22 protein-coding genes and 1 tRNA gene are annotated in these 24,536 nt (G+C 62.4%); 12 read left to right on the forward strand and 11 right to left on the reverse strand.

The window, feature by feature from the left end:
- Positions 1 to 3 precede the first annotated feature (3 nt).
- The 6 genes from HMPREF1287_RS06470 to purD all read right to left on the reverse strand — a co-directional run bounded on the left by HMPREF1287_RS06470 (position 4) and on the right by purD (position 6,943).
- Positions 4 to 237, reverse strand: a complete 234-nt coding sequence (locus HMPREF1287_RS06470; protein ID WP_023017938.1) for a helix-turn-helix domain-containing protein — start codon at positions 235 to 237, stop codon at positions 4 to 6.
- A gap of 27 nt (positions 238 to 264) precedes the next feature.
- Positions 265 to 948, reverse strand: coding sequence for a DUF2334 domain-containing protein (locus HMPREF1287_RS06475; RefSeq protein WP_005279578.1), 684 nt, complete (start codon positions 946 to 948; stop codon positions 265 to 267).
- A gap of 89 nt (positions 949 to 1,037) precedes the next feature.
- Positions 1,038 to 3,161, reverse strand: a complete 2,124-nt coding sequence (locus HMPREF1287_RS06480) for a S9 family peptidase (RefSeq protein ID WP_023017939.1) — start codon at positions 3,159 to 3,161, stop codon at positions 1,038 to 1,040.
- A gap of 87 nt (positions 3,162 to 3,248) precedes the next feature.
- Entirely contained in the window at positions 3,249 to 4,142 is an 894-nt protein-coding gene (locus HMPREF1287_RS06485) for a phosphoribosylaminoimidazolesuccinocarboxamide synthase (protein ID WP_023017940.1), read from the reverse strand.
- Positions 4,143 to 4,195: 53 nt separating this feature from the next.
- On the reverse strand, positions 4,196 to 5,635 hold the full coding sequence (purB, locus tag HMPREF1287_RS06490; protein WP_023017941.1) for an adenylosuccinate lyase: 1,440 nt from the start codon (positions 5,633 to 5,635) through the stop codon (positions 4,196 to 4,198).
- Positions 5,636 to 5,668: 33 nt separating this feature from the next.
- The gene (purD, locus tag HMPREF1287_RS06495; RefSeq protein WP_034654570.1) at positions 5,669 to 6,943 is read right to left on the reverse strand and encodes a phosphoribosylamine--glycine ligase; all 1,275 of its coding nucleotides are present in this window, start codon (positions 6,941 to 6,943) and stop codon (positions 5,669 to 5,671) included.
- A 33-nt stretch (positions 6,944 to 6,976) separates the two neighbouring features.
- On the opposite strand from purD, the gene HMPREF1287_RS06500 reads away from it, so the two are divergent.
- On the forward strand, positions 6,977 to 7,405 hold the full coding sequence (locus HMPREF1287_RS06500) for an HIT family protein (RefSeq protein WP_023017943.1): 429 nt from the start codon (positions 6,977 to 6,979) through the stop codon (positions 7,403 to 7,405).
- Here the strand turns inward: HMPREF1287_RS06500 and HMPREF1287_RS06505 are convergent.
- From HMPREF1287_RS06505 to HMPREF1287_RS06515, 3 genes are all read right to left on the reverse strand, one after another.
- Positions 7,402 to 8,928: a cell wall metabolism sensor histidine kinase WalK gene (locus HMPREF1287_RS06505; protein ID WP_023017944.1), complete on the reverse strand. Its 1,527-nt coding sequence runs from the start codon at positions 8,926 to 8,928 to the stop codon at positions 7,402 to 7,404. The genes HMPREF1287_RS06500 and HMPREF1287_RS06505 overlap by 4 nt on opposite strands.
- A 14-nt stretch (positions 8,929 to 8,942) precedes the next feature.
- On the reverse strand, positions 8,943 to 9,647 hold the full coding sequence (locus HMPREF1287_RS06510; protein WP_005279568.1) for a response regulator transcription factor: 705 nt from the start codon (positions 9,645 to 9,647) through the stop codon (positions 8,943 to 8,945).
- Between the two features lie 215 nt (positions 9,648 to 9,862).
- The gene (locus HMPREF1287_RS06515) at positions 9,863 to 11,608 is read right to left on the reverse strand and encodes a pyruvate dehydrogenase (protein ID WP_023017945.1); all 1,746 of its coding nucleotides are present in this window, start codon (positions 11,606 to 11,608) and stop codon (positions 9,863 to 9,865) included.
- A 159-nt stretch (positions 11,609 to 11,767) separates the two neighbouring features.
- Here HMPREF1287_RS06515 and HMPREF1287_RS06520 point away from each other — a divergent pair, with 159 nt between their 5' ends.
- Positions 11,768 to 13,294, forward strand: coding sequence for an MFS transporter (locus tag HMPREF1287_RS06520; protein WP_023017946.1), 1,527 nt, complete (start codon positions 11,768 to 11,770; stop codon positions 13,292 to 13,294).
- 68 nt (positions 13,295 to 13,362) lie between these two features.
- Here HMPREF1287_RS06520 and HMPREF1287_RS06525 read toward each other — a convergent pair.
- Positions 13,363 to 13,435, reverse strand: a tRNA-Thr gene (locus tag HMPREF1287_RS06525).
- Positions 13,436 to 13,587: 152 nt separating this feature from the next.
- Here HMPREF1287_RS06525 and HMPREF1287_RS06530 point away from each other — a divergent pair.
- From HMPREF1287_RS06530 to otsB, 5 genes are all read left to right on the forward strand, one after another.
- On the forward strand, positions 13,588 to 15,318 hold the full coding sequence (locus HMPREF1287_RS06530; protein WP_023017947.1) for a threonine/serine exporter ThrE family protein: 1,731 nt from the start codon (positions 13,588 to 13,590) through the stop codon (positions 15,316 to 15,318).
- 62 nt (positions 15,319 to 15,380) lie between these two features.
- Positions 15,381 to 15,737, forward strand: coding sequence for a hypothetical protein (locus HMPREF1287_RS06535; protein ID WP_023017948.1), 357 nt, complete (start codon positions 15,381 to 15,383; stop codon positions 15,735 to 15,737).
- Positions 15,738 to 15,751: 14 nt separating this feature from the next.
- Positions 15,752 to 17,221, forward strand: a complete 1,470-nt coding sequence (locus HMPREF1287_RS06540; RefSeq protein WP_023017949.1) for a trehalose-6-phosphate synthase — start codon at positions 15,752 to 15,754, stop codon at positions 17,219 to 17,221.
- On the forward strand, positions 17,221 to 17,739 hold the full coding sequence (locus HMPREF1287_RS06545; protein WP_023017950.1) for a hypothetical protein: 519 nt from the start codon (positions 17,221 to 17,223) through the stop codon (positions 17,737 to 17,739). The genes HMPREF1287_RS06540 and HMPREF1287_RS06545 overlap by 1 nt, the downstream gene beginning before the upstream one ends.
- Positions 17,740 to 17,750: 11 nt before the next feature.
- On the forward strand, positions 17,751 to 18,509 hold the full coding sequence (gene otsB / locus HMPREF1287_RS06550; RefSeq protein WP_005279558.1) for a trehalose-phosphatase: 759 nt from the start codon (positions 17,751 to 17,753) through the stop codon (positions 18,507 to 18,509).
- Here otsB and HMPREF1287_RS06555 read toward each other — a convergent pair.
- Positions 18,481 to 19,632, reverse strand: a complete 1,152-nt coding sequence (locus HMPREF1287_RS06555; protein ID WP_023017951.1) for a LacI family DNA-binding transcriptional regulator — start codon at positions 19,630 to 19,632, stop codon at positions 18,481 to 18,483. The genes otsB and HMPREF1287_RS06555 overlap by 29 nt on opposite strands.
- A 39-nt stretch (positions 19,633 to 19,671) precedes the next feature.
- On the opposite strand from HMPREF1287_RS06555, the gene HMPREF1287_RS06560 reads away from it, so the two are divergent.
- The 5 genes from HMPREF1287_RS06560 to HMPREF1287_RS06580 all read left to right on the forward strand — a co-directional run bounded on the left by HMPREF1287_RS06560 (position 19,672) and on the right by HMPREF1287_RS06580 (position 24,392).
- On the forward strand, positions 19,672 to 20,691 hold the full coding sequence (locus HMPREF1287_RS06560) for a metal ABC transporter solute-binding protein, Zn/Mn family (RefSeq protein WP_034654450.1): 1,020 nt from the start codon (positions 19,672 to 19,674) through the stop codon (positions 20,689 to 20,691).
- Positions 20,691 to 21,392: a metal ABC transporter ATP-binding protein gene (locus tag HMPREF1287_RS06565; RefSeq protein ID WP_005279555.1), complete on the forward strand. Its 702-nt coding sequence runs from the start codon at positions 20,691 to 20,693 to the stop codon at positions 21,390 to 21,392. The genes HMPREF1287_RS06560 and HMPREF1287_RS06565 overlap by 1 nt, the downstream gene beginning before the upstream one ends.
- A complete protein-coding gene (locus HMPREF1287_RS06570) occupies positions 21,385 to 22,284 on the forward strand; it encodes a metal ABC transporter permease (RefSeq protein WP_023017953.1) in 900 nt (299 codons plus the stop codon). Before HMPREF1287_RS06565 ends, HMPREF1287_RS06570 begins: the two co-directional genes overlap by 8 nt.
- A gap of 11 nt (positions 22,285 to 22,295) precedes the next feature.
- A complete protein-coding gene (locus HMPREF1287_RS06575) occupies positions 22,296 to 23,132 on the forward strand; it encodes a PHB depolymerase family esterase (RefSeq protein WP_023017954.1) in 837 nt (278 codons plus the stop codon).
- A 63-nt stretch (positions 23,133 to 23,195) separates the two neighbouring features.
- Positions 23,196 to 24,392 (forward strand): HNH endonuclease signature motif containing protein, encoded by a 1,197-nt coding sequence (locus HMPREF1287_RS06580; protein ID WP_023017955.1) that lies wholly within the window; start codon positions 23,196 to 23,198, stop codon positions 24,390 to 24,392.
- The last annotated feature ends 144 nt before the right edge of the window (positions 24,393 to 24,536 follow it).

Raw genomic sequence — 24,536 nt, forward strand, 5'->3', positions numbered from 1 at the left:
CGCCTACTCGTACAGGCCCATCTCGTCAGAAAGCACCGCGAGCTCGTCTGCAGCAGCACGCTGCTTAAGGTCTCTCTGGCGTTTAAAGTCCTGCACGCTGGAGGCATACAGATGGCGGTAAGCACCTTCTGTATGCCCCTTCAAGGTTCCCTCATCCATGAGCTCGATGACACGCGGCCGAGAGACATTCAAGAAGTCTGCCGCCTGTTGCGTTGTTAGTTCATCTGTTCGTTTCATGCTACCTACTATAAAACCTCCGCCGGACTAACGCGGAAGGTAAATGCTGTAATCAGCGGGAGTAGCGCCCGCGTCGAGGGCGCGGCGAGCAGCCTTGACAAAGTCCTTAATGACCTTGCGGTCATCCAGGTTGCGGGCAGAGATGGAAAGGCGCACGGTATTGCCGCGCTGGGCGGAGCGCTCTGCCGCGCGGATGATGTTTTTGCGCCACCACTTGGCGGAACCAAAACCCTCACCAAAAGAAAGGTTGCGGGCTTGGTGGAATTTCCCGGTGGGCACCTCCAAGATGCCACGTGTAGAAGCCGCCGCCTCAAAGGGGAATTTGGGCAGGACCTGCAAAGTTCCGGGAGACATGCGCCAGCGCGGGGGCGCGAAGATGGTGGGTTCGAAACCAATCTGCGCCATCTGCCGGGTCGCACCGGCTAGGCGCAGCTTCGCCTCATGTGAATTGAGGTTGGCAAACTCCGCGCGGCGGCCTTGCACTGCTTGATCAAAGCCATTGAGGATAAGCGGACGGCCAGCAGCCGCCTGGTCCTTGAGCCACTGTTGGGTGTCCTTGTCCTTGGCCAGGTGCCAATTGCCATCAATATGCGGGGCGATGAGCAGGGAGACGGGAATTTCCTCCCGGTCCAGAACCGACAGGAAGCTTGTAGCCTGCTTCCGAGTGTCCTCAAAAATACTGGAGATAGAAACCAGAAGGTGGCTAGTCATAGCTCAAATTATCGCACAGTACCGCCAGATCCGCGCGCTGGCCAGAACGCTGGCCAGGGTGCCGGCCAGCGCGTGACTGTGCGGCGTGGTTACTCCGTAAGGCCGGTGGCCTTATTGATGGTCCAGGCGTATTCGAAGGCGTTTTGGCGCCACTTATCGTAGCGGCCGGATACGCCACCGTGCCCGGCGGCCATCTCCGTCTTGAGCAGAAATTCGCCGCCGGTGGCGGTAGCGCGCAGCTGCGCAATCCACTTTGCCGGTTCCACGTACAGCACGCGGGTATCGTTCAGCGAGGTGATAGCCAAGATATCCGGGTAGTCCTTGGCCTCAACATTCTCGTAGGGCGAGTAGGACTTCATGTAGTCGTAGTATTCCGGATCGTGGTACGGGTCGCCCCACTCTTCCCATTCGGGAACGGTGAGGGGAAGCTCCGGCATGAGCATCGAGGTCAGCGGATCCACGAAGGGGACGACGGCTTGGATGGCGGTAAAGCGGTCAGGTGCCATATTGGCCACGGCACCCATGAGCATACCGCCGGCGGATCCGCCTTCGGCCACCATTTGATCCGGGGTGGTCACGCGGCGCTCGATGAGATCATCGGCCACTGCGATGAAATCGGTGAAGGTATTTTTCTTCTGCAACATCTTGCCGTCGTCGTACCACTGACGGCCCATCTCGCCGCCGCCGCGCACGTGGGCGACCGCATAAATCATGCCGCGGTCCATCAGCGAAAGCCGGGACGCGGAGAAGTACGGGTCCATGCTGGCCTCGTAGGAGCCGTAACCATACAGCAGCGTCGGATTGGGCTTGGTGCGGTCCAGGTCGGAACGGTGCACCACAGAGACTGGGATCTTGGTGCCATCATTAGCGGTAGACCAGATGCGGTAAGCCACGTAATCATCCGGGTCATAGCCGCCTGGGACTTCTTGTTCCTTCAGCAGCGTGTACTCACCGGTATCCACGCGGTAATCGAAAAGCTGCGCGGGCTGGATATAAGACACGTAGTTCACGCGGACTACCGGCGCGTCCCATTCCGGGTTACCGGCCACGGCGACGGTAAAAAGCTCCTCGTTGAAGTTGAGTTCTTCGAATTCCCCGAAGTCATCGCCCACGCGCATAATGGCGGCCCTGCCGATGCCGCCGCGGCGATAGCCCACCACCATGTGGTCGCGGTAGGTATCCACGCCCTCGATGCGGGTGGTGTCATCGTGTGCCAGCAGCTCCGGCAGATCGCGCAGGGCGGGAAGTTCCTCACCGACCTTGGCATAGCCCACCGCGAAGTTCGGGCCGGTGGCGTTGTGGGTGACAATCCAATAGTCCTCGCCGCCCACTACGGCATGGTCTACGTCGTAGTCCACGCCGGTCTCGCGCTGCCACAGCGGGCGGAATTCGCCTTCTGGGTTTTCCGTATCCAGTACCCAGGCTTCCGAGGTAATCTTCGATCCCACGCCAATGAAGAGGTATTTATCGGAGCGAGCACTGCCGATGCCCACATTAAAGTGCTCATCCGCCTCATGGAAGACGCGCACATCCGCGGACTGCTCGGTGCCTACCTTATGGCGCCACACCGCATCCGGGCGCCAAGCATCATCCACCGTGGAGTAGAAGATGTAGCCATCGCCTGCCCAGGTAGAGCCGTAGAAAATACCGGTGAGGTGATCGTCCAGGAGCTCTCCCGTTTCGAGGTCCTTAATGGACAGCTCAAAGCGCTCATCGCCGGCAAAATCCACGGAATAGGCCAGGTAGCGGCCGGAATCTGAGATGGAGGCTGCACCAAGGGCGAAGAAGTCCTTGCCCTCTGCCAGGGCGTTGGCGTCCAGGATAATTTCTTCGCCCTCTGGGCTGCCTTCTTCCGGAATCACTGGTGCGGTCCACGGATCGCTGCCCTCTTCTACCGGGATGCGGCAGGAATAACCGTAGTTCTTGCCCTCTTCGGAGCGTCCGTAGTACCAGTACTTACCGCGGCGGGCGGGCACGGACATATCGGTTTGTTTAATGCGGGATTTAATCTCTTGGAAGATATTTTCCGTCATCGCATCCAAGTGCCCGGTATGCGCCGCCGTGTAATCGTTTTCGGCGTTGAGGTAATCCAGGGTTTCCTGCGATTGCTTATCGCGCAGCCACTCGTAATTATCCACGAATTCGCGGCCGTGAAATTCGCGCTTGATGGGGTGGACTGGAGCTACCGGTGCGGTCGTCTTTTCATCACTCATGCCCTACCACTGTACGCGTCAGCTGCCTTGCCCCAGCGGCGGGCAACCAGCTACCGCGGTTGCCCGAGCCGGTCTGGTTCGCCCCGGCTAGGAACTCGGCGCGAGGAAGTCCGCGAAGCGCTCACCCGATAGCCTTTCGTAGGCCTCGATGTAGCGCAGGCGGGTGGCGGAAACGACGTCATCGGGAAGCGCGGGCGGGGTGGTCTCAGAGGACTTATCCCAGCCGGAGGCAGCAGAGGTCAGCCAATCGCGCACGTACTGCTTATCAAAGGAAGGCTGGACCTCGCCTTCCACGTAGGAATCGGCGGGCCAGTAGCGGGAGGAATCGGGGGTGAGGACTTCATCGGCAAGCACGAGCGTGCCGTCTTCATCAAGGCCGAACTCGAACTTGGTATCGGCCAAGATGATGCCCTTCTCTTCTGCAAGCTGGGCGGCCTTGGCGTAAATGCGCAAGGTGGCCGCGCGCAGCTCTTCGGCGCGCTCGCGGCCGAGCTTGTCCGCCACGTGCGCGAAGGACACGTTCTCATCGTGATCGCCCTGCTCAGCCTTGGTGGCTGGGGTGAAAATGGGCTCGGGCAGGCGGGAGGCCTCGACAAGGCCTGCGGGCAGCTCGATGCCACAGACGGTGCCGTCGGCCTGGTATTCCTTCAAGCCGGAACCGGTAAGGAAACCGCGCGCCACGCACTCGAAGGGCAGCATGTCTAGCTTCTTGACCACCATGGCGCGGCCCAAGCACTCTTCCGGAATGCGCTCATCATCGAGCGGTCCGGCGAGGTGATTGGGAAAATCGATGGCATCGAAGAAGAACTTCGAGGTGGCCGTGAGAACCCGGCCCTTGTCCGGGATGGCCGGTTCCAAGGCAAAGTCGTAGGCGGAGATGCGGTCAGAGACCACCATCAGCAGGGTGGTGTCGTCCACATCGTAAATATCGCGGACCTTGCCAGAGGCTACATGGGTATAAGAAGAAAGCTCAGGACGCATGGTCCTCATCATAACGCGCGGGCGTGCGAGGGCAGGTAAGCCCGCGCACAGCGCTAAAGGATTTCGCCCGGCGTATAAGCGGCGGCCTTGGGGTGCTCGCCCACGAGGACCTTGATGCGGTGCAGGACCTGAGAGACCTGGGATTCGGCGGCGCCGATGAAGGCGTGCTTATCCTCGAGGACCCTTTCTAACTCGGCCTCGTCCATGGGCAGGCGGTCGTCTGCCGCGAGGCGCTGGACTAGGTCCTGGTTGCCACCGTTTTCGCGCATGTTCAGGGCCACGGCCACGGCGTTCTCCTTGATGACCTCGTGGGCGGTCTCGCGGCCCACCCCGGCGCGCACTGCGGCCATGAGAATGCGGGTGGTGGCGAGGAAGGGCAGGTAGCGCTCCAGCTCGCGGTCGATCATGGCGGGGAAGGCGCCGAATTCATCGAGCACGGTGAGGAAGGTTTCGAATTGGCCGTCGATGGCAAAGAAGGCATCGGGAAGCGCCACGCGTCGCACCACCGAGCAAGAGACATCGCCCTCGTTCCACTGGCTGCCGGCGAGGTCTGCGGCCATGGTGAGGTAGCCGCGCAGGATGACCTGCAGGCCGGTCACGCGCTCGCAGGAGCGGGCGTTCATCTTGTGCGGCATGGCGGACGAGCCGACCTGGCCTTCCTTGAAGCCCTCGGTGACGGTCTCGTTGCCGGCCATCAGGCGGATGGTGGTGGCCAGCGATGCCGGGGCGGTACCCAGGGAGACGAGGCAGGAGATGGCATCGAAATCCAGCGAGCGCGGGTACACCTGGCCCACGGAGTTGAAAATGCGGCGAAAGCCCAGGTAATCCGCGATATTGGTCTCTAGGGAGGCGAGCTTATCCTCGGAACCGCCCATGAGATCCAACATGTCCTGCGAGGTACCCATGGGCCCCTTGATGCCGCGCAGCGGGTAGTGCGACAGCAGGTCTTCCACGCGCTCGATGGCCAGCAGCATTTCATCGCCGGCGGTGGCAAAGCGCTTGCCCAGCGTGGTGGCCTGCGCGGCCACGTTGTGCGAGCGCCCAGCCATAACTAGGGATTGGTACTCGGCGGCGTGACGGCCAATGCGCGAGACCACGGCGATGGCCTTATCGCGGATGATTTCCAGCGAGGTGTGGATCTGCAGCTGCTCCACGTTCTCGGTGAGATCGCGGCTGGTCATACCCTTGTGGATGTGCTCGTAGCCGGCCAGCGCATTGAATTCTTCGATGCGGGCCTTCACATCGTGGCGGGTGACGCGCTCGCGCTCAGCAATGGATTCGAGGTTTACGTCCTCGATAACGGCCTCGTACGCGCTAATGGCCTTGGCGGGGATGTCCACGCCCAGGTTCTTCTGGGCGTGCATCACGGCGATCCACAGCTTGCGCTCGAGGATGATTTTATGCTCCGCGCTCCAGATATTGGCAAGCTCCGCAGAAGCATAACGGGAGGACAGGACGTTGGGGATATTCTTCTTCTCAGCCACGTGGCTCATTATTCCATGCCTGCCCTCCCCCGTGGCTACTTGCTAGATAGAAATTTCACCGGCTGCCGCGCGCTTGCCGATGTCCCCCCGAACAAACCCGCCCGCAAACTCAATGCCCTGGACGGTGGCGTAGGCATTCTCGCGCGCGGCGTCTAGCGTGTCGCCCTTGCCCAGCACGTTGAGCACGCGGCCACCATTGCTGCGGAATGCCCCATTGGAGCGTTTCGTGCCGGCGTGCAGCACGCGCTCTGGATCCTCGAGGCTCTCGCCCGTAATGGCATCGCCCTTGCGGGGCGAGGCGGGGTATCCCTCGGCCGCCATGACCACGGTGATGGCATAGCCATCTTCCCACTGAAGGGGCTCGAGTTCTGCCAGCGTGCCGGTGGCAGTGGCGTTGAGCGCTTGTGCCAGCGGGGACTGTAGGAGCGAGAGCACCGCTTGGGTCTCTGGGTCACCAAAGCGGCAGTTAAATTCCACCACCGCTGGGCCCTCTTCGCCCCAGGCCAGCCCGGCATAGAGCAGGCCGGAATACGGGGTGCCGCGGCGCACCATTTCCTTGGCAACCGGGGTGCATACCTCGTCGACGATGCGCTGCACGTCGTCCCTGCCAAGCCACGGCAGCGGTGTGTACGCGCCCATGCCGCCGGTATTGGGGCCCTCGTCATTGTCGTAAGCGCGCTTGTGGTCCTGGGCGGGCAACAGCGGCACGACGGTCTCGCCATCGACAAGGCAAAATAGCGATACCTCAGGCCCGTCCAGGAAAGATTCCAGCAGCACGGGGTTGCCGGAGCCTAAGACCGCATCCACGTGGGCGCGGGCATCGGCGCGCTCGCTCGTGACCACCACGCCCTTGCCGCCTGCTAGACCATCATCCTTAACCACGAACTGCGGGCCAAAATTATCCAGCGCGGCCTCAATATCGGCCTCGCTAGCTCCTGGGCGCAGCTGCTGCGCGCGGGCCGTCTTGACCCCAGCGGCCTCCATGACTTCCTTGGCAAAGGCCTTGGAGCCTTCAATCTGGGCCGCGTCCTTATTCGGCCCGAAGACGGCGATGCCTTCTGCGCGCAGTGCATCCGCCACGCCGGCGACCAGCGGCACCTCGGGGCCGATGACCACGAGCTCGGCATTGATCTCCCGGGCGAGTTCCACCATGCGTTCTGGGGTATCTACCTGGGAGTATTCCGGGTGCAGGGTAGCCAGCGGTGCCATGGCCGCGCTGCCCGGCGCGACGTGGATCTCCGCAGCCTGTGGATCAGCGTGCAGTCCTTTCACGAGGGCGTGTTCACGGCCGCCCGAACCAATTACGAGAATGCGCATGCCCACCATCATAGCTGGGGTAGCCTGGCAGCTATGGCTTCTGTATTTAGCAAAATCATCACTGGTGACCTACCCGCCCGCTTTGTCTACCGCGATAAGACTTGCGTGGCTTTCTTATCCATCGAGCCGCTGCGCTACGGCCACACCCTGGTCGTGCCCGTCGAGGAAGTAGATAAGTGGACCGACCTGGATCCACAGACCTGGACGCACCTGAACGAGGTGGCCCTAGAAATCGGTGAGGCCATCAAGAACGCGTACGATACCCCGCGCACCGGCTACGTCATCGCCGGCTTCGATGTGCCGCACACCCACATCCACCTCTTCCCCACCGAGAAGATGGAAGAATACGACTTTGCCAAGGCCTATGCCGCCGAGGACACCGACGATGCCGCCATGGATGAGGCGGCCGCGCGCATCCGCCAGCACCTGGGCACCAACGAGGATGGCTACCGCGAGGACTAATCCTCCGGTTCCTCCAGCGCGGGCAGGCGCACCGTAAAGGTGGTGCCCTGGCCCAGCTTGGAGTCCACGCTGATGCTGCCGCCGTGCTGTTCCACTAGGGAATGCACGATGGCAAGGCCCAACCCAGATCCGCCGGTATCGCGCGTGCGCGAGGAATCCGCGCGGTAGAAGCGCTCGAAGATGTGGGCGGCGTCCTCGGACGACATTCCCTTGCCGTCATCGATGACGTCTACCAGGATGTCCTTGTTGTCGCGGCGCAGCTGCAGGGTAACCGTGGCTTCCTCGCCGCCGTGGCGCAGGCCATTGGAAATCAGGTTGAGCAGCACCTGGTGGAGGCGGTCCGCATCGCCATTGACCACCGGAATGGACTGCGCATTATTAACCACCTTGACCTCGCGCTCGGGGAAGGCGGCGCGCGCGGACGAGCCCACAGAGAGGGAAAGCTCCAGAAGATCCACCGGCCGCAGGTCCAGGCGCGTACCTTCCGCGCGTGTCAGCGCCAGCAGATCCTCTACCAGCAGCGACATGCGCTTGGATTCCTTATCGATCTTGGAAAAGACCAGATCGACATCGTTCGTCGCCCCAGAGCGGTAAAGCTCCGTGTAGCCGCGCAGGCTGGTCAACGGGGTACGCAGCTCGTGGGAGGCATCGCCGACAAAGCGGCGCATCTGTTCCTCTTTTTCCTGCGCCGTAACGACCGAGCGCTGCAGGTGGCCCAGCATGATATTGAGCGCGGCGGCCAATTGGCCGACCTCCGTATGCAGCGGCCATTCGGGCACGCGCTTGTCTAGGTCGCCTGCCGCGATTTCCGATGCCGTCGATTCCACCACCCGCAGCGGCCGCAGCGCCCTGCGGATAAACCAGAAGCCCACGCCGGCCATCGCCGCCAAGGCAATCGCCGCAATGGATACCTGCACCATGGCCAGGCCGTGCAGGATTTCCTTTTCATGGGTCATATCCTTGGCAATAACGGTGATAACGCCATTGGAATCCGCAAAGGCCAGCGCGCGCCACTTGGTATTATTTTCAATCGAGCCCACCGTCGTGGGGTACCCGCCCAAGGGAACGCCCTCTACATCTGGGGTGGTAGACGTGGGCCCGGAATAGCGAATGGTGCCATCTGGAAGGTAATTGAGCACCACGTATTCCGTGGGCGGGCGCTTGGTGTGATCCCCTAGGAAGAAGTCATTGCCCACATCGCGGGCCCAGGAGGACGACGCCGAGCGCAGTTCGCTATCGACGTTGTTATAGAGCACGTTGCGCATGATCGAGTTCACGGCAAAGGACGAGCCCGTTAACCCGAGGCCGGAGATAACCACGAGGAGAACCACAAGCCAGGTGCGAAGCGGCATCGCCTGCGGAATCTGCTTGATGTAGTCGCGCTTGGAGCGCTTCTTCTTTCCCTGCCCCTGCTGCGGCAGCTGGTCCAGCTGCTCATGCCATTTCTTGGGCGGCTGCTGGGTTTGCTGGGGCTTAGCCTGCACGGGCCTGCCCGCAGCGGGGTTCTCCTGTGAATCTGCCATTATAAAACGTCAGTTTAGGACCGAGGGGTGCGCAGCACATAGCCAACACCGCGCACGGTGTGGATAAGCTGCGTATCGCCGGTATCGATCTTGCGGCGCAGGTAAGAAATATAAGATTCCACGACGTTGCCGTCGCCGCCGAAATCGTAGTGCCAGACGTTGTCCAGGATCTTGGACTTAGAGAGCACCACTTCCTTGTTTTGCATGAGGTAGCGCAGGAGGTTGAATTCCGTGGGAGAAAGCTCAATGAGCTCGCCGCCCTTGGTGACCTCGTGGGTATCGTCATTCAAGGTCAGATCGGCATAGCTCATGGTGGCGTCATTAGAAGACTCCTCGGCGGCACCGCCGCGGCGCATGATCACGCGCAGGCGGGTAATGACCTCTTCAAGGCTAAAGGGCTTGGTGACGTAATCGTCCGCGCCGATGGTCAGGCCGTGGATGCGCTGATCCACGCCGTCCTTAGCGGTCAGGTACAGCACTGGGCCATCCAGGCCCTCCTGGCGCAGCTTGCCCAAGAGCTCAAAGCCGTCCATGCCCGGCATCATGACGTCCAAAATATAGGCATCCGGGTTGACCTCGCGCGCCACGCGCAGCGCCTCATTGCCCGAGTTAGCGCTGTAGACCTCAAAATTTTGGAACTTCAACGATACCGTCAGTAGTTCCACGATATTCGGCTCGTCATCAACGACGAGGACTTTGGCAAGTTTATTGTCTTCCATGCGTCCTGTAGCTCCTATTACTTCCTGTTATCTGCACACCTGCGTGCGTGCAAGCTTCACTAAGCCATCATGGCAAACCCAGTTTCTAGCCTACTGATAAGTTTCTGATTGAAACCTGTGAAAGCAAAAAGCCACGCTTCCCCCTTTCCAACCATGGAAAGAAATCCGCGGTGGAAAAAGGAAGCGTGGCTAGCGCGCTATTGGGCAGTTACAGCTTAGAAGTCCTGCGGGCGCGGGATATTGCGCAGGTTGGACTTGGCCATGGACAGCATGGAGCCCACGCCGCCGCCGAAGACGGTGCGGGTAGCGGCCTTGGAGAAGCCCAGGAGCTGATCGAAGGTCAGCGTCGGTGGCAGGGACAGGGCGTTGGGGTCAGTGACGACATCGATAAGCGCAGGGCCGTTATAAGCCAAGGCCTTCTTGATCTGCTTTGGAGCCTGCTTCGGATCCTCGATGCGGAAGGTCTTGATGCCTGCGGCTTCTGCGATCTTGGAAAAGTCCACGGACTCGTGGTCGGTCTCGTGCTCCGGAATGCCGCCCACCAGCATCTCCAGCTTGACCATGCCCAGCGAGGAGTTATTGAACACGAACATCTTGACCGGCAGCTGGTGCAGCTTAACCGTCAGCAGCTCGCCCATGAGCATGGACAATCCGCCATCGCCAGAGAAAGTAATGACCTGGCGGCCAGGATTAGCCTGCTGCGCGCCGATGGCCTGCGGCAGGGCGTTTGCCATCGTGCCGTGGCGGAAGGAGCCGATCTGCTCGCGCTTGCCATTCGGGGTGATGTAGCGCGCGCCCCAGACATTGCACATGCCGGTATCGACGGTGAAGATGGCGTCATCGTCGGCCTCTTGGTCAATGAGATCCGCGATGTACTCAGGGTGGATTGGAGTGTGCTTTTCCACGTTGGAGGTATAAGCCTCCACGACGTGCTCCAGCTTGTCGTAGTGCTTCTTCAGCATCTTATCCAAGAAGGAGCGGTCCTTCTTCTCCTCCACGTGCGGCAGGATATTCTCGATGGTGGCGGCAACATCACCGGTCACGGGGTAGGAGATCTTGGTGCGGCGGCCGATGTGGGAGCCGTTGATATCCACCTGCGCCACGTTGCCCTTAGGCAGGAAGTCGTTATACGGGAAGTCCGTGCCCAAGAGGATCAGCAGGTCCGCTTCGTGGGTGGCCTCGTGCGCGGCGCCGTAGCCCAGCAGGCCGGACATGCCCACGTCAAACGGGTTATCGTACTGGATATACATCTTGCCGCCGAGCGCGTGGCCGATGGGGGCCTTGACCTTTTCTGCCAGCTTCAGCACCTGCTCGCGGGCATCCTTCACACCGGCACCCACGAAGAAGGCGACGGATTTGGCCTCATTGATGGCCTGGGTCAGCGCTGCGGCCTCAGCCGGGTCCGGGTAGACCACGGGGCGGCCGGTGGAGATCTTGGATTCTACGAAGGTGTCATCATCAACCTCTTCGGTAGAAACGTCGCCAGGGATAACCAGCACCGATACGCCATTGCCAGCCATGGTGGACTGGATAGCGTGGTGGAGTACAACCCCGCCCTGGTCGCCGGACATGACCATTTCGCAGTAGCCGGAGCACTCCTGGAAGATCTGCTCTGGGTGGGTCTCCTGGAAGAAGTGGGAACCAATCTGGCGGGAAGGAATGTGCGATGCTAGGGCCAGCACCTTGGCGCCATTGCGGTTGGCATCATAAAGGCCCTGGATGAGGTGGGTATTGCCCGGACCACAGGAGGCCGCACACACGGCCAGCTTGCCCGTGGTCAAGGAATCGGCCTCGGCCGCAAAGGCTGCGGCCTCCTCATTGCGCACGTGGATCCACTCGATGGAGGAGCGGCGCACCGCGTCCACGATCGGGTTGAGGGAGTCTCCCACGAGGCCATAAATGTGCTCGACGCCCTGCTTTTCTAGCGTCTCAACAAGTTGTTCTGCGTAATTGCGTGCCATTAAACATCACCCTTAACTCTTTAACTGTTCTAGTACCACTGTGCTACTAAACATGCAGGAAAGTCCAGCTATTCCTACATACTCACACCACCCGCCTACTTGTGAGGAAGGCAATACTAACCTGAAATATCACACACCGCTTCGCTACGGTTTCTAGCGATGAGCATCGAGTCACCTGCTACCGCCACTAAGCCCCCGCACCGCGCGGCCGCGGAATCCTCTTCCACCCCGGCGCAGCGGTGGTCCTTCTTTGCCGTGGTGTCCCTGGGTCTACTCATGGTGGGCCTGGATAATTCCATCCTTTATACGGCACTGCCGCAGCTCACACAGCAGCTGCACGCCACTGACATGCAGCAATTGTGGATCATCAACGCCTATACGCTGGTTCTATCGGGCTTGCTCCTTGGCACCGGCACCTTGGGCGATCGCATTGGCCACCGCCTGATGTTCCTCATTGGCCTGGCCACCTTCGGCACCGCCTCCCTCGTGGCGGCTTATTCGCCGAATGCCTGGTTGCTCATTGCCGGCCGCGCCTTGTTGGGCCTGGGTGCTGCCATCATGCTGCCTTCCACCCTGGCGCTTATCCGCCTGACCTTTCCCAACGAGGTCGAGCGCAATAAAGCCATCGGTATCTGGAGTTCCGTCGCCGTCGTGGGCGCTGCCGCAGGGCCCACCGTGGGCGGATTCCTCTTAGAGCATTTCTGGTGGGGCTCGGTGTTTTTGATCAACGTGCCCATCGTGGCCCTCGCCATTATTCTTACCTTCCTCCTTGGCCCGCCGAACCTGCCGAACCCGCACAAGCACTGGGATTTCCCGTCCTCGTTCTACGCGCTTATTACCTTGTCCAGCCTGGTCCTGGCCATTAAGACGGCGGCGGCCACCCAGATCAATGTCGCGCTGCTAGTCTGTTCCATTGCCGCTTTCTTACTCGGCGCCGCAGCCTTTGCCCACCGGCAAACCCGGCTAAATGATCCGCTTTTGACCTTTGACATCTTCTACTCGCCCACCTTTACCGGCGGCGTGCTCACCGCCGGTGGCGCCATGTTTGGCCTTACGGGGCTTGAATTACTTACCACCCAAAAGCTGCAGCTTGTCGATGCCCTCTCGCCCCTCGACGCCGGCCTTTTCATCTCCGCCATGGCGGTTGCGGCCATCCCCACCGCCATTGTGGGCGGCAGCATCTTGCACCGCGTGGGCTTTTTGCCCATTATCAGCGGCGGTTTCCTCAGCATGGGCATCGGCATGCTGGGCATCATCTGGGCCGACCGCGCCGATAACCTCGCGGTCTTTATTACCGGCCTCATCCTCACCGGCTTAGGCGCCGGCTCCTCGATGTCCGTTTCTTCCACCGCCATCATCAATGCCGCCCCCTCCCACCGCGCGGGCATGGCCTCTGGCGTGGAAGCCGTCTCCTACGAATTCGGCACGCTGCTCTCCATCGCCATTACCGGCTCCCTCGTGCCACTACTGATGACGCACAAGCTTCCCGATGCCCTCGCCCCGCAAGGCACCGATGCCCTCCTATCGCCCGCCACGCACGACACCGCCGCGGCGGCGTATGACTCCGCGTATTTCCTCACCGTCGGCGGGCTTGCCTGCACCACCTTCATCTTCGCGGTGCTTACCGCCTGGTGCTTCCGCGGTAACCCGAAGTCTGGGGCGCTGTCTGCGCAAAGTAGCGGATAAATAGCCACCTGGCTAACTTGTAAACTTTTACCCCCTAACTGTTCGTGCAGCTAGGGGGTAGTTTTTTGAGCTGGAGACGAGACTTGAACTCGCAACCTACGCATTACAAGTGCGTTGCGCTACCAATTGCGCCACTCCAGCACCGCGGAAATTCTTCCGCTCGTTGCATGGTACCCGAGGACCTCGCCCAAGTGGAAAGCCGGTCCCCCTTGTATGCATTTGCGCCCCACAAGGGTTAAAGTTCAGGCTGAAATTATTACTAGTGTCCCACCGCTTTTTCGAGGGTTATTTTCGTGTCACTACTGTCCGCTATGCGGGAGCGCCTGCGCGTATCCGCAGGCCAAGTCGCCATCATTGACGCGGCCAAAGCCGCACCCCCACCATCGCCACTCGCCCCGGTCGATCTGACCGATGCCGCCCAGGTCACGGGCGTGATGGAGATTGCCGCGCGCATCGGCGAGCTGCTCATTAGCGCTGGTTCCGCCAACTCGGATGCCCGCGCGCAGGTGCACCTGGCGGCGTCGTCGTACGGTTTGCACTACTGCCACGTGGATATCTTGATGAATACCATCACCATCCACACCGCGATCGGCACGGGCGATAAGCGCCAGAACCTCCACGTCTTTCGCGTGGTGCCGGATGTGGGCGTGAACTTTTCCAAGCTTTCGGAAGTAGACCGCCTCATCCGCGATATCCACTCCGGTAGGGTGCCGCCCGCGATGGCGGAAAAGCGCTTGGATGACATCGACCGCATGCCAGCGCCGTATAAGCCGTCCACGGTGATGCTCGGCTGGGGCGGCATGGGTGGCCTGATTTCCATGATGCTTGGCGGCGATCTCCTTGTTGGCCTCATTGCCTTCGTGGTCTCCGCGCTGATTATGGGGCTTAATGATTGGTTGGCCAATTACCGCCTGCCGCCCTTTTATCAAAACGTCGTCGGTGGCTTCTTGGCCGTCTTCCCGGCCGCGATTTTGTATAACGTTGCCGCCGCCTTCGGCATTAATATGTCGCCGGCGCAGATCATTGCGTCCGGAATCATCGTGCTGGTGGCGGGGCTGACGCTGGTGCAATCGCTTGTCGATGGCATCACCCGCTCCCCCGTGACCTCTTCCGCGCGTTTTTTCTCCGCGCTGTTATCCACCGGCGCGATCATCGCCGGCGTGGGTGTGGGCATTCAGCTGGCCTCCGCCATGGGCTTTGATTTGCCGCCAATGGGCACCCTGGCGCCGCCGGTTTATCACAAGATTCCCCTTCTGGTGCTGCTCGGCGGCACGGGTTCGGCCGCATTCGCGCTGGCCTGCGGGGCTAATTGGATAGAAATTACCCTCTCAGGCCTCACGGCGGCCGCCGGTATGGTCTTCTACTACTTCGTGGTCGTGCCCTTCGGCGTCGGCCCGGTGATTGCCTCCGGCATATCCGCCATCGTGGTGGGCCTGGCCGGCGGTTTGATGTCGCGCCGGTGGGGCATCCCGCCGCTCATTACGATGATCGTGGGCTATACGCCCATGCTGCCGGGCCTCATGCTGTACCGCGGCATGTATGCCTCAATCAATGAGCAGATGATTACCGGCTTTACCAACCTGGCCACCGCGCTGGCCATCTCCGGCGCGCTGGCAGCCGGCGTCGTCTTTGGCGAACGCGTCGCGCGCCGCCTGCGCCGCCCGAAGTACTTCCGCCCGTACTCCGCGTTCAAGCGCATCGGCCGGTTCTCCTTCCACAAGGCAACCAACTTGGCGCGCAAGGCCCCGCGCATCCCGCGCGTGCCGATGTCCCCCTTCGCCCCGCGCGTTAACCGCCCCGAATTGCCGCCCACGCTGGGGCCAAAACCACCGCAACAGGCGCACACGCAGCAGCACGCCCCAGGAACCACTCCCGCGAAGGAGTTGTGGCCGGCGGGCTCCCAATGGCCGGCCCAGCCGCAGGATACCGAGCGCACCACCTACACGGTGCCCGGCCAGAAATCGCCCGCGCCGGAGGAATCCGATCACACCAAGCCCGGCGGGGAGGAACCCAAGGAGCCCTAAACGCCGCCGGTAGCGTACAATATTTAGCCTGATAACTTTCCCAACATTCAGGAGGACTCGCCGTGCCACCCAAGGTCCAAGACACGCACCCACAGGCAGAACAAGATATTGCCCTGGCAGAGGAAACTGCCCGCGCCGCCCGCCGCGTGGTGGCCACCTACTCCCAAGACTTCTTGGACGGCGTGACCTTGATGTCCATGCTGGGTGTCGAGCCCAAGGGCCTGGTGCACAAGAAGGTATTGGCAGAACAAGCCGATGCCGCGCCGAAGAAGTCTACGAAGAAGGCCACCAAGAAGTCGACCTCCAAGGCTTCGAAGAAGTCCACCAAAAAGTCGACTAAGAAGACCACTAAGGCTGCCAAAAAGTCCACCAAGAAGTCGACGAAGAAAGCAACGAAGAAGTCGACCAAGAAGTCTTAAGTTAGTCTTGGGCTATGAGTGAGCGCGGCAATGACTTCGTAGTAGTGGCAAACCGCCTGCCGGTAGATTTAACTACCGCGGCCGATGGCAGCCAGGCGTGGACGCCCTCGCCCGGCGGCCTGGTCACCGCGCTCTCGCCGGTGCTGGAAGCGCACCAGGGCTGCTGGGTGGGGTGGCCCGGTATCGCCGATGCCGCGCCCGAGCCCTTCCGCACCGAGGCCGGGGTGCTATTGCACCCGGTCAGGCTTAGCGAGTCCGATTTTGAGGCCTTTTACGAGGGTTTTTCCAATGCCACGCTGTGGCCGCTTTATCACGATCTCATCGTCACCCCGACCTATGACCGCGACTGGTGGGATGCCTACCGCGAGGTCAACCTCCGCTTCGCGGACGAGGTAGCCCACGTGGCCGCAGAGGGAGCCACGGTCTGGGTGCAGGACTATCAGCTGCAATTATTGCCGGGCATCCTGCGCCAAATGCGCCCCGATCTCACCATCGGGTTCTTCCTGCACATCCCGTTCCCCTCCCCGGATCTCTTCCGGCAGCTGCCCTGGCGCGAGGAAACGGTGCGCGGCATCTTGGGAGCAGACCTGATCGGCTTCCACCTGGAGGCCAATGCCCGCAATTTCTTGGAATTGGCCCGCCGCCAGGGCCTTGAGGTGCGCGGGGAAGCCACCACCCGCGACGTCACGGCCCATATCCGCCTCCCCGGCGGCCGCACCGTGGGCGTGGGCGCGTTCCCCATTTCCATCGCCGCGCAGGATTTCGGCCAGTTTAGCGACGAGGATAAACGCCGCGTGGCCCAATTGCGCAAGGATTTGGGCAGCCCCAAGCGCATCATTTTGGGCGTGGATCGCCTCGATTACACCAAGGGCATCCTGCAGCGCCTCACCGCCTTCGAGGAGCTTCTGGAAACCGGCGCCCTGGACCCGGAAGAGGTCACCTTGGTGCAGCTGGCCACGCCCTCGCGCGAGCGCCTCGACCACTACAAGGCCACCCGATCCCAGGTCGAGGAGGCCGTCGGCCGCATCAACGGCCGCTTTTCCCGCATGGGCCACCCCGTGGTGCACTACCAGCACCGCGGCGTGCCCAAGGACGTGCTGCGCTGCTACTACCGCATGGCCGATATCATGCTGGTGACGCCCTTTAAGGACGGCATGAACCTCGTGGCCAAGGAGTTCGTGGCCTGCCACGATGACGGTTCCGGCGCCCTGGTGCTCTCGGAATTCGCCGGCGCCGCCGCGGAGCTCGATGAGGCCTACCTGTGCAATCCCTTCGACATCGAATCCGTCAAACGCGCCCTGCTCAACGCCGTGCGCGCGCTTTCCGATGCCCCCTTCACCATGACCCAGCGCATGCTCACCATGCACGAACAGGTCATGAGCCACGATGTGCGGCTGTGGTCGCAGTCCTTCCTGGGCTGCCTGCGTACTACCCGCACCGACACCACCTCGCAAGCTACAGACCCGCACGGAAAGGACTCCTAATGCTTCCTTCCCACCCCCGCGCACGCGCCGCTGCAGCGACCGCACTGGGCGCCGTTACGCTGCTTACCGCCTGCGGTTCCGAGGACGATGCCCCGCAGCCTGCGGGCGATGACCGGATTGTGGACAAGCAGTGGCAGGTCGTCTCCATCAATATCGCGCCGGATGCGGCATCCACCATCCCGGAATCGATTCCCCACGCGCCGGAATTTAGCTTTGGCGAATCCACCATGGTGGGCACCACCGGCTGCACCCGCCTTGCGGCCCGGCTGAGCTACACCGCCGATGATGAGCGCGAAAATATCCGCGATGGCAAAAAGCTGCACTTCGATGAGGTCAAATACGACGACACCGATGAGGACTGCGAGGGCGGTTCCGTGTGGGCCGATAACCTGCTGCGCAACCTCATTAGCTCGGATAATGATTTTATCTACACCGTTAACAGCAATAACCAGCTCATCCTGGAGCTCGATACCGATGAGGTAGATTCGCCCTCCATCAAGCTGGTCTCCCGCGGGTAGCATGTGATGCCATGACGCTTTCTACCACCATTAAGGCCTTGGCCGCGGCAGAAGAGCTCGCCGTGGTTTCTGATTTTGACGGCACGCTTTCTCCGTTTGCCACCGCCATTTATGACGTGGAAATCAACGCCGATGCCGCCCGCGCCCTCGACCAATTGGCCCACCTGCCGCGCACCACGGCCGCGGTGCTATCCGGCCGCCACCTCGAGGGCCTCCAGCGCGTGTGCCCCCTGCGCGAACCCGTCCTCTTCGGCGGCTCCCACGGCGCCGAGTCCTCCTGGCAGCAGACCGAGCTCACCCCCGCCATGCACGAGCACCTTGCGCGTAAGGAGGAAGAAATCCGCGGCATCATAGACCGCTTCCCCGGCGCGGAGCTGGAGGTCAAGCCCTTCCAGCGCGTGCTGCACCTGCGCTCGCTCGAGCTGGAGAACCCAGAGCAGGCCGCGGCCGCCTACGAGGCGGGCCTGGCGCTCGATACGGCCGGTTTCCCGCGCACCGCTGGCAAGTCCGTCATCGAGTTTTCTGCCACCACCGCCACCAAGGGCACGTGGCTTGAGGCCCTCCGCGAGCGCACCGGCGCCACCGCCATGGTCTTCTTGGGCGATGACATCACCGATGAGCACGGCTTCCGCGCCCTCCACCAGCCGCCAGACGTGGGCGTCAAGGTGGGCGAGGGCGATTCCATCGCCGCCGTGCAGCTTGCCGATGTCGACGCCGTCGCCCACTTCCTCACCGAGCTCGCTACCGCCCGCGCGGCCGCGGTACAGTAACCGATTTCCCCGGCGCAAACCGCGTCTGCAACACCCGCCGCGGCACCGCCTGCGCCTCGTCAACACCGCGTGACACTGCACCTGCCTTTGCGCGGGCCGCGCCCGCCGTATCTGTCGCGCCGGCGATGAGCTTTTCCAGCATGTGCCCGGCCGCAGCCCCCTTGGCCTTATTGGGCTGGATGACGGTGGCCAGGTCGAGGCGCTGCGCCGCATCGATGCCGTCAAAGCCGGTCACCGATAGATCTTCTGGCACGCTCAGCCCGCGCTCGCGGGCATAGGCCAGCACGCCGAGCGCCATGGAGTCGGTCGTGCACAGCACTGCCGTAAGCTCCGGATGGGCGTCGAGCAGGAGCTCGGCGGCGGCGCGGGTTGTATGGGCATCGTTAATGTGCTGCGTAATCACGGGCACGGACTCGGGCGCGATACCAGCCTCGGCGAAGACATCGAGCGCGCCCATCACCCGCGAGCGCTGCACGTGCATCTCCGCGTCCTGGACTTCCTGCCAGGAAATCGGGCCGTCGTGGCGCTGCAGGCGCAGGCGGATGGCGAGGATGCCGATGTGGCGGTGCCCGGCATCGACAAGCGCACGCGCCGCCGGGGCAATCGCCGCGCGATCGTCAATGCCCACGAACGGCAGCCCCGCATCGGTGGGCTGATCGCAGACCACCAGCGGCAGGCCCCGGCCCCGCGCGGCCGCGAGGTAGGCATCGCCCGCGGCGACCGAATAGACCACGAAGCCATCGACCGCGGCCGAACCCACCAGGCTAGTCGCCTCCGCCTCGCCTTCCGGGCCGGCGGGAATCAGCGTCAGCGTGGTCTGCGCGCCTGCCGATGCCTCCGCCATGCCCGCCAAGAAATCCACCGACGCCATGTCCTCGAAGGCATAGGACAGGTGCTCTGTCAGCAGCACGCCCACCGACCCGGCGCGGCGGGTGCGCAGGCTGCGGGCCGTAGGATCGGGCCCCGGGTAACCGCGCGCCTTGGCCGCCGCCAAAATGCGCTCCCGCGTTGCCGGCGAGAGCTGGTCAGGGCGGCTATAGGCGTTGGATACGGTTGTGCGCGAAACCCCCAACTCCGCGGCGAGGGAGGCCAGTGTCTTCCGGGTGGGGCTGCGTTTAACCATGCCTGTTACCTTACCCTGCGCCCCGCCGCCCGATTTTCAATGCATGTTCAATTGACAACGATTGCCAGCAAACGCACACTGGAGGGTATGCACACGTCACTACGCGCAACAACAGCCCTACTCGCAGCAAGTGGCCTCCTTTTTACCGCCGCGTGCTCCTCCGATTCCGGCTCCGGCTCCGACTCTGGCTCCGGCGACTCCGGCGAAAAGAAGCTTTCCATCGTCGCCTCCACCTCCATCTGGGCCGATGTTGCCCAGGCCGTGGCCGATACCGCCTCCGGCGTCGACATCGAGGTAAAGCCCATCGTGAAAGGCAACGACACCGACCCCCACCACTTCGAACCCACCGCGGCCGATATAGCCAAGGCCAACGACGCCGACATGCTCGTGGTCAACGGCGGCGGCTACGATGCCTGGATTTACCAGGCCGTTTCTGATCAAGACAACATCATCTCCGCTCTGCCGCTGACGGACCACGGCAAGCTGGACGAGGACCCCGATGTCATGACCATCGACGCCGCGAAGGCCACCGCCAAGGATGACCCGGACAAGGTCACCAATATCGAGGGCAACGAGCACATCTGGTACGACCCCGCCGCCCTGGAGGAGGTCGCCGGATCCATCGCGGACCAAATCAACGAGGAATACTCCGACGCCGGCGCCACCACCGAGAAGATCGACTCCCACGTGGACCAGCTGCGCGATAAGCTCAAGCAGCTTCCTGATGGCCTGAATTACGCGCAAACCGAGCCCATCGCCGATTACCTCATGAAGTACACCGATACCAAGGACGTCACCCCCGAGGGCTTCCGCAAGGCCACCATCTCCGAGGGCGAGCCCGCTACTGCCGATGTCGCCGCCTTCATCAAGGCCATTGACGATGGCGAGGTCGATCTCCTCATCTTCAACCCCCAGACCGAAACCGATACCGCAAGCCGCATCAAGTCCGCCGCAGAGGACAACGACGTCGATATCGTAGAAATCGGCGAGACCCCGCCGGACGGCAAGAAGTTCTGGGAATACTACGACGAAGTCACGAGCAAGCTGGGGAAGCACTAGTGCTCGTTGAATTCCATGAGGCCGCAGTAGATCCGCTGTGGTCGCAGCTTAACCTCGCCGTGGACCGCGGCGAGTTTATCGCCGTTTTAGGCCCCAATGGCGTGGGCAAGTCCACCCTGCTGGGCACCATCCTCGGCACACGTACGCTCACCAGCGGCCGCGTCGATGTCAACTGCCGGGTCGGGTTCATCCCCCAGCAGCGCATGTTCCCCGCTGATCTTCCCCTGCGCGCCCGCGACTTGGTTTCGCTCTCCGTGGCGCACGGGGTATTCCGGCACCGGCACCCACCCCGTGGACGGGTGGACGAGCTGTTGGAAGAGGTGGGTGCCACGGGGCTGCGGGACCGGCGCGTCGGCCAGCTATCCGGCGGCCAGCAACAGCTCATCCGCCAGGCCCAAGCCCTGGCCAATGACCCGGACCTCATTCTTGCCGATGAGCCCCTCCTCTCCCTCGACCCCGCCCGGCAAAATGCCACGGTTAACAAGCTGGACTCGCTGCGCCGCGAGCGCGGTACCTCCATTATCTTTGTCACCCACGGCATCAACCCCGTGCTCGGGGTGACGGATAAGGTCCTCTACATCGCGCCCAATGGCCACACCTTCGGCGCGGTCGATGAAGTCATGCGCTCCGAGGTCCTTTCGGAACTGTACGGTTCCAAGGTCAATGTCTTAAACGTCGACGGGAGGCTCATCGTTGTCTAATTTCTGGGAAGATACCCAATACCTGCTCAGCGTGGACTTCGTGCAGTCCTCGCTCATCGCCTCCGCGCTGCTGGGCATCCTGTCTGGCGTGATGACCTCGCTCATCGTACTGCGCCAGATGTCCTTTTCCGTCCACGCCACCTCTGAACTGGCTCTCATGGGTGCCTCTGCAGCGCTGCTCTTCGGCCTCAACCTGGGCTTCGGTGCGGTTGCCGGCGCCATCGTCGCCGCTATCATCCTGGCCATGCTGGGCTTTAAGGGCCAGCAAGACAGCGCCATCGGCGTGGTCATGAGCTTTGGCCTGGGCCTTTCGGTGCTGTTTTTGCACCTCTACCCCGGCAATTCCAATACGGCTATGACCCTTCTGACCGGCCAAATCGTCGGCGTATCCTCCGCCTCAGTGTGGCTGCTGGCCGCCACCACGGTCATCATCGTCGCCGCCGTCGGCTTCCTCTGGCGGCCCATGCTTTTCGCCTCCGCCGATCCCGATATGGCGCGCGCCGCCGGTGTCCCCACCCGCGCCATCTCCGTCGCCTTCGCCGTCCTCGTCGGCCTCGCCGCAGCGCAGTCGGTGCAAATCGTCGGCTCGCTGCTCGTCATGGCGCTGCTTATCACCCCCGGCGCGGCGGCGGTACAGATCACCTCCTCGCCCCTGCGCGCGGTGCTGTGGTCCACCATCTTCGCCGAGGTCTCCGCCGTTGGCGGTTTCATCCTTTCGCTGGCGCCAGGCCTACCGGTCTCCGTCTTCGTGACCACCATTTCTTTTGTGATCTACCTGGTGTGCCGGTTCATCGGCTGGCGGCAGGGCAAGCGCGCCATCCGCGATGAGGTAGCGGCCAAGCATTTCCACGCCGATAACCGCAGCGCCGCAGAGGCCCACCACGCCGACTAAACTCGGCGGGCATGCATATTCATCGCCGCACCGCGGATGTGGCTGGCCACACCCGCCGCTTCATCGTCATCGAGCCCGAGCACCTCGGGCCCCAGCCGGACCTGCTGCTGTTTTTCCACGGCTCCCACCAGTCCGCCAACGTCATTCGCCGCTTTACCAACGGCACGGTGGACGCGCTTGCCGATGCCACCAATACCCTCGTCGTCTACCCCGACGGCATCGGCCACCACTTCAACGACACCCGCGCCAACCTGCCGGTCCGCGCCCGGGAGCTCGGGGTGGACGATGTTGCTTTTAGCACCTTCCTCATCGAGACCATGCAGCGCGAGTACGCCATCGCGCGCACCTTCGCCGCCGGCTATTCCAATGGCGGGCAGATGGTGCTGCGCCTGCTTTACGATGCCCCCTTCACCCTCACCGGCGCCTGCGTCTTCGCCTCCACTTTGGGCGAGGGTTCCAATCACGCGCCCACCCACCCCGATGGCTACCGGCCTACCCCGCTGCTGTTTATCCACGGCACCGAAGATCCGATTGCGCCCTATTATGGCGGGCTTGCCGCCATCGATGGGCAGCAAACTCGCGGGTGCGTGATTTCTGCTCCCGCCACCGCGGAGCACTTCGCCCTTGCCAATGGCTGCCGCCCGCCCAGCGAAAGCCAGCCCATTCCCGGGATAACCTCCACCTACTACGACGGCGACTTTCCCGTGGAGCTGTGGACCATGGAGGGCCTCGGGCACGTGATTCCCTCTAGCAAAGAAACGCCAGCGAGCATAGGGCCAAATACGGATTCCTTCAATGCTGTGGATAAAGTCCGCGATTTCTTCGGCTTAGGTGACGTGGAGGCGTAGTTGTCCACAGGGAGGTGGGGCATCGGCTAGCGCGGGCTTGCGGGGCCCTTTAGTCTCTGGGTCATGAACGCGCTGCAGACATTTCTCAAGGGCCTGGCACCCGGCATGGATATCATCGCCGACTGCCACGGCCTCTCGCTGCGCGCGCTGCTTGCGGCCGGCTGCCCCGATACCACCGCCACCCGCCTGCTCACGCTTGCCAATACCTACTTCGGCACCACCGCCTTCCGCCGCCAACAGCGCGAATCCATCGCCGCCAGCCGCGCCAACGGGCACAGCCTGACGGCCCTGCTAACCATCGAGCGTCACGCTGCCAAGCTGAAGAAGAAGCGCGATGCCTGGGCGCTGCGGCGCGAATTGTGTGGGATGAAGGGGAAGGTCTCGGATATTGATAAGCGGGGCCGCGCCCGCGTCAAAGAGCTCAAAGGCCCCGTCAAGCGCCAGCCCGGCGTGAAGATTTATCGCCGCGCCGACGGCCCGTGGACCATGTCCATTACCGGCCCGTCCGCCGATATCGCCGATATGCACGCCGCGATTGATAAAGACTCCCCGCTTGCTTCCGTGCAGAATATCTTCCACGGCGAGGCCGCCGCCCGCCCCAGCGTGACAACCAATGTCGTGCTTCGCCTCGACGAGCTCGATCGCATCGTCGATTTCGGCTCCGGCCCCAAGCCCGCCGCTGGCTCCAAGTCTGCCACTGACCACAAGCCTGGCTCTAGCACTAGCCCTCAGCCCGGCTCGAGCTCCAACACCCGCGCCGTCTCATCAGCCGGCACAAACTCGAAGCCCAGCGCCGGTTCCGCCTCCAACGCCGCCGCTGGCGCTGACTCTGCCCATGGTTCTGACTCTGACGGCGATGTCGTAGTCCAGCTGACCAATGGCGCCACGATGACCGGCGCCGAGCTGGTGCAACGGGCGTTTACCGAGCACGGATACGTCACGCTCATCCACCCAGTGGAAGGTCCGGTAAACCTCTACCGCACCTCGCGCTTTGCTTCTGCAAAGCAACGCCTGATGGCAGCGGCCGAAAACCCGGTCTGCCCATGGCCGGAGTGCCGTTATCCCGCCGATGAATGCCAGGTTCACCACCTCAATGCCTGGAAAAACGGTGGCGAGACCAACTCTCGAAACTTAACCATCGCTTGTCCGTACCACAATGGCGTGAACGACGATGATCCCAACGCCCCACCCTTGCGCGGGCACTTAGCCCGGGTCAACGGAACCATCCGATGGCTGCCACCCTGGGCAGATAATGGTTAATTGTTGCAGGCCACAACGATTCGCACCCAGAACGTTGTGCCCCCGCAAAGGACCTAGCGCGCCTTTGACGCTAGTTGCGCCGACAACCGCACCGGCGGCTGGGGAGGCGATTCTGCGCGCTCGACGTTGCCAGCACCGAAGGTG

Origin of the sequence: Corynebacterium sp. KPL1986 (assembly GCF_000477975.1) — a bacterium.
Classification (GTDB): Bacteria; Actinomycetota; Actinomycetes; order Mycobacteriales; family Mycobacteriaceae; genus Corynebacterium; species Corynebacterium accolens.